Origin of the sequence: Butyrivibrio sp. XPD2006 (assembly GCF_000420865.1) — a bacterium.
GTDB lineage: Bacteria > Bacillota > Clostridia > Lachnospirales > Lachnospiraceae > Butyrivibrio.
This window is the reverse complement of record NZ_ATVT01000005.1, coordinates 195,207-208,558: the sequence shown is the minus strand read 5'-3', so window position 1 is coordinate 208,558 and position 13,352 is coordinate 195,207. Positions and strand designations below refer to the sequence as shown.

9 protein-coding genes and 1 other annotated feature are annotated in these 13,352 nt (G+C 44.7%); all 9 genes read right to left on the bottom strand.

Annotated features, from left to right (window positions below; genetic code table 11):
- Positions 1–54: 54 nt before the first annotated feature.
- The 9 genes from rpsL to rplK all read right to left on the bottom strand — a co-directional run bounded on the left by rpsL (position 55) and on the right by rplK (position 13,133).
- Positions 55–471, bottom strand: coding sequence for a 30S ribosomal protein S12 (gene rpsL, locus G590_RS0107860; protein WP_022765120.1), 417 nt, complete (start codon positions 469–471; stop codon positions 55–57).
- Between the two features lie 131 nt (positions 472–602).
- Positions 603–4,328 (bottom strand): DNA-directed RNA polymerase subunit beta', encoded by a 3,726-nt coding sequence (rpoC, locus tag G590_RS0107855; RefSeq protein WP_051142129.1) that lies wholly within the window; start codon positions 4,326–4,328, stop codon positions 603–605.
- 61 nt (positions 4,329–4,389) lie between these two features.
- Positions 4,390–8,253, bottom strand: a complete 3,864-nt coding sequence (rpoB, locus tag G590_RS0107850; RefSeq protein ID WP_026494014.1) for a DNA-directed RNA polymerase subunit beta — start codon at positions 8,251–8,253, stop codon at positions 4,390–4,392.
- Positions 8,254–8,449: 196 nt separating this feature from the next.
- Positions 8,450–9,295, bottom strand: coding sequence for a hypothetical protein (locus G590_RS0107845; RefSeq protein ID WP_022765117.1), 846 nt, complete (start codon positions 9,293–9,295; stop codon positions 8,450–8,452).
- 68 nt (positions 9,296–9,363) lie between these two features.
- Positions 9,364–9,741 carry a 50S ribosomal protein L7/L12 gene (gene rplL / locus G590_RS0107840; protein ID WP_013281756.1) on the bottom strand — a complete coding sequence of 126 codons (378 nt, stop codon included), beginning with the start codon at positions 9,739–9,741 and terminating at the stop codon, positions 9,364–9,366.
- 64 nt (positions 9,742–9,805) lie between these two features.
- Positions 9,806–10,396, bottom strand: a complete 591-nt coding sequence (gene rplJ, locus G590_RS18795; RefSeq protein ID WP_022765116.1) for a 50S ribosomal protein L10 — start codon at positions 10,394–10,396, stop codon at positions 9,806–9,808.
- Between the two features lie 23 nt (positions 10,397–10,419).
- Positions 10,420–10,560: a sequence feature (ribosomal protein L10 leader region), on the bottom strand.
- 52 nt (positions 10,561–10,612) lie between these two features.
- Positions 10,613–11,803, bottom strand: coding sequence for a CapA family protein (locus G590_RS18790; protein ID WP_196802474.1), 1,191 nt, complete (start codon positions 11,801–11,803; stop codon positions 10,613–10,615).
- A 201-nt stretch (positions 11,804–12,004) separates the two neighbouring features.
- Positions 12,005–12,694, bottom strand: a complete 690-nt coding sequence (gene rplA, locus G590_RS0107825) for a 50S ribosomal protein L1 (protein WP_022765114.1) — start codon at positions 12,692–12,694, stop codon at positions 12,005–12,007.
- Positions 12,695–12,707: 13 nt separating this feature from the next.
- Positions 12,708–13,133 carry a 50S ribosomal protein L11 gene (gene rplK / locus G590_RS0107820; protein ID WP_022765113.1) on the bottom strand — a complete coding sequence of 142 codons (426 nt, stop codon included), beginning with the start codon at positions 13,131–13,133 and terminating at the stop codon, positions 12,708–12,710.
- Positions 13,134–13,352: the final 219 nt, after the last annotated feature.

Genomic DNA, 13,352 nt, shown 5'->3' with positions numbered 1-13,352 from the left:
ATAGAATAGAACACCAACACTCAAAAAATTAGATCCAATTGTTTCTTTTGTTTCTTATTTCTGCTTAGGTCTCTTAGCGCCATACTTAGAGCGAGCCTGTTTTCTGTCGGCTACGCCTGCTGTATCAAGAGTACCTCTGATGATGTGATACCTTGTACCAGGCAGATCCTTAACTCTTCCACCACGGATGAGAACAACGCTGTGCTCCTGAAGGTTGTGTCCCTCACCAGGAATGTAGCTTGTAACCTCGATACCGTTAGAAAGACGAACTCTGGCGATTTTTCTCAGAGCAGAGTTAGGCTTCTTAGGTGTAGCTGTCTTAACAGCTGTGCAGACACCACGCTTCTGAGGAGAAGCTGTTGCTGTTGCCTTCTTGTGAAGAGAGTTGAAGCCCTTCTGAAGAGCAGGAGCAGTAGACTTCTTAACAGATGTCTGACGACCCTTTCTAACTAACTGGTTAAATGTTGGCATTCTTCTTACCTCCTATTTTGATATATGCATAAGACAAAGGGGCATAATTACCCCTTTGTCAATACACGCAATTATGAATTATATATTTGTTTATTTTTGTTGTCAACTAAAATTTTTATGACAACCTCGGATTACTCCTCGATATCGGAATCATCCATTTCCTCAATACCATCAGGAATCTTGGCTGACTCAAAGCTGTCATCGTCGAAGTCTCTTCTTCTCTTCTTGAGAATGAGCTTCTCAGGATCCTTGAAGTTTGCATCAGTATTGAGTGCTGTACTTCTGTATCTCTTCATTCCGGTTCCGGCAGGAATCAGCTTACCGATGATAACGTTCTCTTTAAGTCCAATAAGAGGATCAACCTTACCCTTGATAGCTGCATCTGTAAGAACCTTGGTTGTCTCCTGGAAGGAAGCAGCTGACAGGAATGAGTTGGTTGCAAGAGCTGCCTTGGTAATACCAAGGATTACCTGCTTGCCCTCAGCCGGCTTCTTGCCTTCTGAGATAAGAGCCTCGTTGCTGTCCTCGAAATCAAGAACATCTACAAGAGTTCCGGGAAGGAAATCTGTATCTCCGCTCTCATCAATTCTTACCTTCTTGAGCATCTGACGAACAATAACTTCGATGTGCTTGTCGCAGATATCAACACCCTGAAGACGATATACTCTCTGAACTTCTCTGAGGAGGTAATCCTGAACTGCACGGATTCCCTTGATCTTAAGAAGATCATGAGGGTTTACAGAACCTTCTGTAAGCTCATCACCGGCCTCGATGTTTGTATCATCAAGAACCTTGATACGTGATCCGTAAGGAATGAGGTAAGCTTTTGACTCACCGGTCTCATCGTTAGTAACGACAACCTCACGCTTTTTCTTGGTATCTCTGATTTCAACGTGTCCGTCAAGCTCTGAGATAATAGCAAGTCCCTTAGGCTTTCTTGCCTCGAAAAGCTCCTCTACACGAGGAAGACCCTGTGTGATATCACCACCGGCAACACCACCGGTATGGAAGGTTCTCATTGTAAGCTGTGTACCGGGCTCACCGATTGACTGAGCAGCGATGATACCAACTGCCTCACCGACCTGAACTGCCTCACCTGTTGCCATGTTAGCGCCGTAGCACTTAGCACAGATACCGTTATGTGAACGGCATGTAAGGATTGTTCTGATCTTAACTGCCTCTACCGGGCCGCCCTTACTGTTAACACCAACTGAAAGGATCTTAGCAGCACGGGAAGGTGTGATCATGTGATTCTTCTTAACGATTACGTTTCCATCTTTATCCTTGATGGTCTCACATGAATATCTTCCTGTGATTCTGTCCTCAAGTGGCTCGATTGTTTCTTTTCCATCAACGAAGGCTTTAACTGTCATGCCGGGAATTACTTCCTTGCCTGCGCAGCAATCAACCTCACGAATGATAAGTTCCTGTGATACGTCAACCATTCGACGTGTAAGGTATCCTGAATCGGCTGTACGAAGAGCTGTATCTGAAAGTCCCTTACGAGCACCGTGAGCTGACATGAAGTACTCCAGAACGTCAAGTCCTTCACGGAAGTTTGACTTGATAGGAAGTTCGATTGTACGTCCTGTTGTATCAGCCATAAGTCCACGCATACCTGCCAGCTGCTTGATCTGCTGGTTACTACCACGGGCACCGGAGTCAGCCATCATGTAGATGTTGTTGTACTTATCAAGACCGGCAAGCAGCTCTTCTGTGAGCTTCTTATCTGTATCCATCCAGGTATTAACAACCTCGCTGTAACGCTCCTCGTCTGTAATAAGACCTCTGCGGTAGTTAGCTGCGATAGCATCAACTGTAGCCTGTGCTTCATCAAGAAGCTGCTGCTTCTGCTCAGGCACTGTCATATCAGCGATAGAAACTGTCATGGCAGCACGTGTTGAGTAGTGGTAACCTGTAGCCTTGATGTTATCAAGAACCTCAGCGGTAGCAAATGTTCCGTGAGTATTGATCATCTTGGTAACGATCTGCTTAAGCTGCTTCTTACCTACCATGAAGTCAACTTCAAGCTTTAAGTAATTCTCAGGTATACTTCTGTCTACATAACCAAGATCCTGAGGAATGATCTCATTGAACAGGAATCTTCCAAGTGTAGACTCTACAAGACCGGAAATAGTCTCGCCATCGGCGTTAACCTTCTCCATTCTGATCTTGATCTTAGTCTGAAGTGTGATATATCCGTTCTCATAAGCAAGGATTGCTTCGTCAACACTCTTGAAGCACTTACCCTCGCCAAGAGCTCCGGGTCTCTCCTGTGTAAGGTAGTAAATACCAAGTACCATATCCTGTGTAGGTACGTTAACAGGGCCACCGTCTGAAGGCTTAAGTAAGTTGTTAGGTGAGAGCATAAGGAATCTGCACTCAGCCTGAGCCTCAACTGACAATGGAAGGTGAACAGCCATCTGGTCACCGTCGAAGTCGGCGTTGAAAGGTGTACATGCAAGAGGATGAAGCTTAATAGCCTTACCTTCTACAAGAATTGGCTCAAATGCCTGAATACCAAGTCTGTGAAGTGTGGGAGCACGGTTAAGCATAACAGGATGCTCTTTGATAACGTCCTCAAGAACGTCCCAAACCTGCTCATCAAGACGCTCTACAAGCTTCTTGGCATTCTTGATATTCTGTGAAATTCCTCTGGATACAAGCTCCTTCATAACGAAAGGCTTGAACAGCTCGATAGCCATTTCCTTAGGAAGTCCACACTGATAAATCTTAAGTTCAGGTCCTACAACGATAACGGAACGTCCTGAATAGTCAACACGCTTACCAAGAAGGTTCTGACGGAAACGTCCGCTCTTACCTTTGAGCATATCTGAAAGAGACTTAAGAGCTCTGTTTCCGGGTCCGGTAACAGGTCTTCCTCTTCTGCCGTTATCGATAAGTGCATCAACAGCTTCCTGAAGCATTCTCTTCTCGTTACGAACGATGATATCAGGTGCACCGAGATCAAGAAGTCTCTTAAGTCGGTTGTTTCTGTTGATGATTCTTCTGTAAAGATCGTTAAGATCTGATGTTGCAAAACGTCCACCATCAAGCTGTACCATAGGACGAAGATCAGGTGGAATTACAGGGATGCAATCCATGATCATCCATGCAGGATCATTGCCTGACTCTCTGAAAGCTTCAACAACCTCCAGTCTCTTGATGATTCTTGCTCTCTTCTGTCCGCTTGATGTGTCAAGGCCTTCCTTGAGCTCTTTGTACTCAGCCTCAAGGTCGATAGCCTGGAGAAGTTCCTTGATAGACTCAGCACCCATTCCTGCACGGAACTTGCTGCCGAACTCTTCTCTTGCATCCTGGAACTCTTTCTCTGAGAGAACCTGCTTGTATTCCAGTGTTGTATCACCGGGATCAAGTACTATATAGGAAGCGAAGTAAAGAACCTTCTCAAGTACACGGGGTGAAAGATCAAGGATAAGACCCATTCTGCTGGGAATTCCCTTGAAGTACCAAATGTGTGATACAGGAGCTGCAAGCTCGATGTATCCCATTCTCTCACGACGTACGCTGCTCTTTGTGATCTCAACACCACATCTGTCGCAGACAACGCCCTTATATCTAATCTTTTTATACTTACCGCAGTGGCACTCCCAATCCTTGGTTGGTCCAAAGATTCTCTCACAGAACAGACCGTCCTTCTCAGGCTTTAATGTTCTGTAGTTGATGGTCTCAGGCTTTGTTACCTCACCTCTGTTCTCTTCATCAACCTTGTGGGCCCAGCTCCTGATCTTTTCAGGAGATGCAAGGCCGATCTTGATTGAATCGAAAGTCATAGGCTGATAAGTCTGCTGCTGAGTTGATCTGCCACTTGAAGCTTCATTTATTGCTTTATTCATAGTTGAATCAGACATTCGTTAACCTCTTTTCTGTAAGTAGTCGTTAATTACCGGTTAATCATTATTCGTCAAAAGACTCTTCAGCGTCCTCAAATGACTCATCAGACTCAAATTCATCTACCTGCTCGTCCTCGAGTTCGCCTTCATCGTTGAAACTCTGCTTAGTAAATCCGTTAGCTTCAAATGACTCCTGCTTGTAATCACGTCCTGATGTATCACCTTCAATCTCATAGCGATAATCAGAATCTGTGTAATCAACGCTCTCCATAATCTCTACCTCAGTGTTGTCCTCACGAAGAACCTTGATATCCAGACCAAGTGACTGAAGCTCTTTCAAAAGAACCTTGAATGACTCAGGTACGCCTGGCTCAGGGATGTTGTCTCCCTTGATGATTGCTTCATAAGTCTTAACACGACCGATAACATCGTCAGACTTAACTGTAAGGATTTCCTGAAGTGTATAAGCTGCACCGTAAGCCTCAAGTGCCCAAACTTCCATCTCTCCGAAACGCTGTCCACCGAACTGAGCTTTACCACCCAGAGGCTGCTGTGTAACAAGAGAGTAAGGACCTGTTGAACGAGCATGGATCTTATCGTCAACGAGGTGGTGGAGCTTAAGGTAATGCATGTGTCCGATTGTTGTAGGGCTGTCAAACTTCTGTCCGGTTCTACCGTCACGAAGCTGTACCTTACCATCTGACTGGATCGGAACGCCCTTCCAAAGCTCTCTGTGATCTCTGTTATCTGACAGATACTGCATGATCTCAGGATCTACAAGATCTTTGTACTTAGCTTCGAACTCTTCCCATGTGCTGTTAACGTAATCGTTAGCAAGCTCAAGAGTATCCTGAATATCTATCTCGTTTGCACCATCAAAGATTGGTGTTGCAATGTTAAATCCAAGTGCCTTGGCAGCAAGTGAAAGGTGAATCTCCAGGACCTGTCCGATATTCATACGGGAAGGAACGCCCAGAGGATTAAGTACGATATCAAGAGGTCTGCCGTTAGGAAGATATGGCATATCCTCTATAGGAAGTACTCTTGAAACGACACCCTTATTACCGTGACGACCGGCCATCTTATCACCTACAGAAATCTTTCTCTTCTGTGCGATATAGATTCTGACTGCCTGGTTTACACCGGGTGAAAGCTCATCGCCGTTCTCTCTTGTGAATACCTTGGCATCAACTACGATACCGTACTCACCGTGAGGAACCTTAAGGGATGTATCCCTTACTTCTCTTGCCTTCTCACCGAAGATCGCACGAAGAAGTCTCTCTTCAGCAGTGAGCTCTGTCTCTCCCTTAGGAGTTACCTTACCAACAAGGATATCACCGGCACGAACCTCAGCACCGATACGGATGATACCGCGATCATCCAGATCCTTGAGAGCATCATCACCGACACCGGGTACATCACGTGTGATCTCTTCCGGTCCGAGCTTGGTCTCACGGGCTTCTGCCTCGTACTCTTCAATATGTACAGATGTAAATACATCGTCTCTTACAAGTCTCTCTGAAAGAAGAACAGCGTCCTCGTAGTTGTAACCTTCCCATGTCATGAATCCGATGAGAGGGTTCTTACCAAGACCGAGTTCTCCCTGTGATGTTGAAGGACCATCAGCGATAACCTGACCTGCCTCAACATGGTCGCCCTTGAACACGATAGGTCTCTGGTTGTAGCAGTTACTCTGGTTTGATCTCTGGAACTTAATGAGGTGGAACTCTTCCTTCTCACCGTCATCGTAAGTCATCTGGATGAGCTTACTGTCTACGAAATCAACAGTTCCGGCCTTTCTTGCAACAACGCAAACGCCTGAGTCAACTGCTGCCTTTCTCTCCATACCTGTTCCAACCGCAGGAGCCTCTGTTGTTAAAAGAGGTACCGCCTGACGCTGCATGTTTGATCCCATCAGCGCACGGTTAGCATCGTCGTTCTCAAGGAACGGGATAAGTGCTGTAGCAACTGAGAATACCATACGAGGAGATACGTCCATGTACTCAAACATTGTCTTAGGATACTCGGAAGTCTCATCCTTGTATCTTCCTGATACAGTTTTCTTCTTGAAGTGGCCTTCCTCATCAAGAGGAGTATTAGCCTGAGCTACATGGTAGTTATCCTCTTCGTCTGCAGTAAGGTACTCAACCTCATCTGTAACACGAGGATTCTCAGGATCTGTTCTGTCTACCTTACGATAAGGAGCCTCAACAAATCCGTAGTCATTAACTCTTGCATAGCTTGCCAGTGAGTTAATAAGACCGATGTTAGGACCTTCAGGTGTCTCGATAGGGCACATACGTCCATAGTGTGTATAGTGAACGTCTCGAACCTCGAATCCGGCTCTGTCTCTTGAAAGACCACCGGGTCCCAAAGCTGAAAGACGTCTCTTGTGAGTAAGCTCACCAAGAGGGTTATTCTGATCCATGAACTGAGACAGCTGTGATGAACCAAAGAACTCTTTTACAGCAGCCTGTACAGGCTTGATGTTGATAAGAGTCTGAGGTGAAATCTCCTCAGTGTCATGTGTTGTCATTCTCTCACGAACAACTCTCTCAAGTCTTGAAAGACCGATACGATACTGATTCTGTAAAAGTTCACCTACGCAACGGATACGTCTATTGCCCAGATGGTCGATATCATCATCGTTACCGATACCATACTCAAGATGGATATTGTAGTTAATGGAAGCAATGATATCTTCCTTGGTAATATGCTTAGGAATAAGCTCGTGTACACGCTTTCTGATTGTCTCAGCAAGACCCTCAGGATCGTTCTTAACTGTGTACTCCTCAAGAATTTCCTTAAGAACAGGATAGTAAACGTTCTCAGTAATTCCAAGCTGCTCAGGATCACACTCGATGAAGTGTGTGATATCTACCATCATATTGGAAAGAACCTTAACGTTTCTCTCCTCTTCCTGAAGAATTACATAAGGAATAGCCGCATCCTGGATCTCTGTAGCAAGTGCACGGTCAACCTTGGTACCTGCAGCAGCGATCATCTCACCTGTTGTCTCATCAACAACATCCTCAGCGAGAACATGTCCGTTGATACGGTTCTTGAAATGAAGCTTCTTATTGAATTTGTATCTTCCTACCTTAGCAAGGTCATATCTTCTGGGATCGAAGAACATTGCTGTGATAAGGCTCTCAGCGCTCTCTACGGAAAGAGGCTCGCCGGGACGGATTTTTCTGTACAGCTCAAGAAGACCACTCTGGTAATCGGTAGAAGAATCCTTAGAGAAACTTCCCTGGATCTTGGGCTCATCGCCAAAGAGTTCAAGAATCTCCTCGTTTGTTCCGATTCCAAGTGCTCTGATAAGAACGGTTACAGGAACCTTTCTTGTTCTATCAACTCTTGCATAGAATACGTCGTTAGGATCGGTCTCATACTCAAGCCATGCACCTCTGTTGGGAATAACTGTGCAAGCCATGAGTTCCTTACCGATCTTATCATATGTAATATCATAATAGATACCGGGTGAACGTACGAGCTGGCTGACAATAACACGCTCAGCACCGTTGATAACGAAAGTTCCGGTAGCTGTCATGAGAGGAAGGTCACCCATGAAAATCTCATGCTCTGTGATCTCGTCCTTCTCCTTATTATGAAGACGAACTTTAACCTTCAATGGAGCTGCGAATGTAGCGTCTCGCTCTTTACACTTCTCGATAGTGTTCTTGTTCTTATCGATCTCATCCTCGCAAAGCTTGAAATCGACAAATTCCAGACTGAGCTTCCCACTGTAGTCCTCAATTGGAGAAATATCGTCGAAGACTTCCTTTAAGCCTTCGTCGAGGAACCACTGATAAGAATTCTTCTGAACCTCAATCAGGTTAGGCATCTCCAGGACTTCCTTCTGGCGCTGGAAACTCATTCGTAAGTTTTTACCAGAGCCGGTAGGATGTAATCTGTTTTTTTCCATTGACATTCACCCCGTTCTTTAATATTTTAAGTGATTAAATGAGGCACTTTAATAGGCGCATTAAAAAAATGCGCAAAAAGACCCACTTCACCACAATAGTGCATTGTCCATTATACGTCCAGCAGAAACTGATGTCAAGAACTTTTTTATAATAGAAAAAGACATCCGGATAGTCCGAATGTCTTTTGAATAATCATTATTGCTGCACTTCCATTTCAACATTTTCCGCAACCACAGGATTCGAAGGCATGTTGCTGACAGCCCACAGGTATGCACCAACAAAGAAGAAGCGGAAAAAGTTCAGTGAATTATCTGCAAGTGCTGTCATACCGGCATAACTGATAGTAGACGCAAGTAAAACCGAAGACATCACAGCGACAACAATTCCCGGAACCAGGCAATAAAGCGCCTTAGGATAAATTGATTTTCCGGCATTCATTCTGTATATAAAAAGTGCAAATACCAAAAAGGCTGCGCAAAGAACCGCTCCCTGAGCCAAAGCTGTCCATGAGACCGTTATTTCTCTCATTAGAACCTGTCCAAAAGGAAGTGAAATCTTTTCTGAACTTGCGACACCGATTGAATAGATAATAATTGAAATGATAGGGGCAATCAAAGAAACGACTGCAGAAGCAATAAAGTTCATCATTATTCCTTTATCCCTGTCACATTTAAAAACGCAGACTAAAAGCCATATACCGAGTGCAACCGAAACAAGTGTATCTATAATCCAGAAAGCTCCGATCCCCTTTATTCCAAAGATTTCAATATCACTGAGCATCTCCACAAAATCAATAAGAACTTTATACATAGTGAAAATTCCCGCGAGGGCTCCCCAAACTATTGATCCTGCTGAAGCCTTTCTCAGATCACCCTTTGAGCGATCCGGCAGGCATAATACATGAATAAGCGCAGGCAAAAATCCCAAAACGCCATAAATATAAAATCCAACTCCGCTGTAATATTTCTTGCTTGCAATTACAGCCGGAATTACTGCAAGTATCAAAAGAAAAATAAGTGCAATAATACTACTGATGTTCATATTTCCTCCCTAAAAAAATAGGGACGGATAAATATCCGTCCCTAATAAGAATAATCGAGTTGGTTAAATTACTTAAGAGTAACCTTTGCACCCTCAGCCTCAAGCTTAGCCTTGATATCATCAGCCTCTGCCTTTGAAGCGTTCTCCTTAACCATCTTAGGAGCTCCATCAACGAGATCCTTTGCTTCCTTAAGTCCAAGACCTGTAAGCTCACGAACAACCTTGATAACCTTAACCTTGTTAGGACCAACCTCTGTAAGCTCTACGTTGAACTCTGTCTTCTCCTCACCAGCTGCTGCTGCGCCAGCTCCTGCTGCTGCAACTACAACGCCTGCTGCTGCAGATACGCCAAACTCTTCCTCGCAAGCCTTTACAAGATCGTTAAGCTCGAGAACTGTAAGCTCTTTGATAGCATCGATAAATTCTGCTGTTGTTAACTTTGCCATTATATTTTCCTCCATATAATTTGTAATTTTCAATTAATAAATTCAGTTTACTGCAACGAGTAGATTACTCTGCTGCAGGTGCTGCTGCTTCAGCTGCTGGAGCCTCTGCTGCAGGTGCCTCTGCTGTCTCTTCAGCAGGTGCAGGTGCTGCTTCCTCTGCAGGTGCTGCCTCGCCACCTTTCTCTGCGATCTGATTGATAACGCGAGCGAAGTTTGCGATAGGTGACTGCATAGAACCAAGCAATCTTGAAAGAAGAACTTCCTTTGAAGGGATAGATGCGATTTCTGACATAGCAGCTGCATCGTAGAACTTACCTTCAATTACACCACCCTTAATCTCAAGAGCCTTTGCCTTCTTAGCAAACTCATAGAGTACACGAGCAGGTGCTGCAGGATCTGACTCTGATACAGCCATTGCTGAAGGTCCGTTAAGAAGATCCTTGAGCTGCTCGAAATCAGTTCCCTGGAAAGCGAAGTTCATCATTGTGTTCTTGTACACCTTGTATGTTACGCCTTCTTCACGAAGCTTCTTACGAAGCTCTGTGTCCTGCGCAACAGTAAGTCCGCGGTGATCTACAAGTACGACTGCCTGAGCGTCTTTGATCTTCTCAGAGATCTCATTAACTACAGGCTGCTTCAATTCAACCTTTGCCATTTTTTTACCTCCTTATAGAATTTACCGCCGAAAAAAAACCTCTCGAAGACATCGAGAGGCAAAAAGTCTGATTTAAACTTTTCCTCGGCAGGCGCTTACACTTTACGTTCCGTCTACATTTCATCAGGAACACCTGCTGTCTTCGGCATGGCGTCTTTTTGACGACCTTGAATAAAATATCATAAAAGAATATTATTGTCAAGCATTTTATCGTATTTATTTGGGACTGATATATCCGTTGTAATCAATATGTATACCGGGTGACATGGCTGCCATTTCATTGATGATCCTGTCATGTTCCGCACCGGTCGCCTCAGTAACCGTGCATCCACTCTGAAGCGCAGGAACAAACTGCAGGTTGACAGCTCCGTCTGTATGCAGAGTTGTAACTATCATACATGAATCCAGCGTCTTGGAATTGAATATGTAGTTACCCATGCTGTAAACAACAGGCACTCCATCAACATAATCAATCTTCTGAAGGACATGAGGATGCGAACCGATTATAAGATTAGCTCCGGCATCCGCTATCTCTTTTGCCTGATCTCTCTGTAAATAATCTATCTCTGTAGTACTCTCCGTGCCCCAGTGTATAAATACAATAACGTATGCATTCTTCTCTCTGGCCTCGCGTATCTTCTCAAGCAAAAGAGCATCGTTCATGCACCTGAAAACTCCGGGAGAATCCTCTGTTGCAGGCCTGGTATCAGGTGTGTCGTTTCTCTCTATCTGAGTTGCTGTTATAATGGCAATCTTCATTCCATTGCTTGTTATATAGTAGACCGGATGAGATGCCTCTTCTATGTTCTTACCGGCTCCCGAATACACAATTCCCGCATTTGATAAGATATCCATCGTATCAAGAAACGCCTGCTGCCCGTAGTCATATGCATGATTATTGGCAAGGCCCACTATATCAACTCCCATTGTTCCAAGGATTGATACCGTCTCAGGTGCAGCCCTGAAGGTATAGGTCTTACCCTCTGTGGGCGATCCGCCGTTTGAATAAGGGAACTCATTGTTGATCATCATTATGTCAACTCCCCTCATCTTCTCAAGAAGGCTCTGTCCAACCACTCCTTCTGCAGTATTTCCGGCTCTTCTGAAAGCATCTCCCACCGCATAGTTATGGTCAAAGAGAATATCCCCGGCAAAACCGATGGTGACCATATCCGGATCCGCCGTTCCAATCACATGTGTATAATCTTCATCTCCCTCATATATGATGGCAGCTCTCTTGGCAGATTCCTCGTCGGTAACAGCAACATTCACTGCTCTTCCGGCCTCAGGGATAGCCTCCCATTTATTTGCAAAAAGACCGTTTTGATACTTGTCATTTGAATTCTTATAGTTTCCTATGATGAGTAACGCCGGGATACCAATTACCAGAATTATAGAAAAAGTCATTAAGAAAGCCACTGTCTGTGGCTTCGATAGAAAGTCTCTTATATTTATCTTATCAGTCCAACTGTCCTGATCATAAAAACCTTTTCTTCTCATGCACACATTATACCACAACATATTGTGCATTCAAAGAAAGGAAGCACAAAAAAGCGGACCACCGAATCGGTAGTCCGCCATTTCACAAGTATTATGCTTGCGCAAGAATTAATATCTGTTAGATACAACCTTTACGCCAGGGCCCATTGTTGTTGCAAGAGTAATGCTCTTGAGGTACTGACCCTTAACAGATGAAGGTCTAGCTTTTGTGATAGCATCCATAAGAGCGTTGAAGTTCTGCTCAAGCTGCTCCTCTGTGAAAGATGCCTTTCCTACAGGAACGTGGATGATGTTAGCCTTGTCAAGTCTGTACTCGATCTTACCAGCCTTGATATCAGCGATAGCCTTAGCTACGTCCATTGTAACTGTTCCAGCCTTAGGGTTAGGCATAAGACCCTTAGGTCCAAGTACCTTACCAAGACGTCCTACAACGCCCATCATATCAGGTGTTGCAACTACAACGTCGAAATCAAGCCATCCTTCGTTCTGGATCTTAGGAATAAGCTCCTCGCCACCAACGTGGTCTGCACCAGCTGCCTGTGCCTCGTCAAGCTTTGTTCCCTTAGCGAAAACAAGAACCTTAACTTCCTTACCTGTTCCGTTAGGAAGTACTACAGCTCCTCTGATCTGCTGATCAGCGTGACGTGAATCACAACCTGTTCTGATGTGAGCTTCTACTGTCTCATCAAACTTTGCAGTAGCTGTCTTCTTAACAAGAGAGATAGCTTCTGCAGCTTCATACTGCTGAGTCTTGTCAACAAGCTTAGCAGCTTCTACGTATTTCTTTCCGTGTTTCATCTCTCATCCTCCATCAGTCTTCTACTACGATTCCCATGCTACGAGCTGTTCCAGCGATCATGCTCATAGCACCCTCAATGTCAACTGCATTAAGGTCAGGCATCTTGGTCTCTGCAATCTTTCTAACGTCTTCCTTAGAAACTGTTGCAACCTTTGTCTTGTTAGGAACTCCTGATCCCTTCTGGATCTTAGCTGCCTTCTTAAGAAGAACTGCTGCAGGTGGAGTCTTTGTGATGAATGTGAAACTTCTGTCTGCATAAACTGTGATAACAACAGGGATGATAACGTCACCCTTATCTGCTGTCTGTGCGTTGAACTGCTTTGTGAATTCAACGATGTTTACACCATGCTGACCAAGAGCTGGTCCAACTGGTGGTGCTGGTGTTGCTTTACCAGCCTGGATCTGTAACTTAATATATCCTTCGACTTTCTTTGCCATTCTGGCACCTCCTGAAAATATGTGGTCGGCGCAATCTCCTCAACATTAGTATTGCTCCCAGCGGTTCGGACTTGCGGCTTCGAAAAGACCTCAGCCGAGTCCTATCGCAGGGGCGCCACTAACAAAATGCAAAATACGCATTTTGAGTGTTGCTCCCACTCAGCGGTTACGTGCAGCCTAAGCTGCTATATATTCAAGCGCAGAGCGCCCAAATACCAA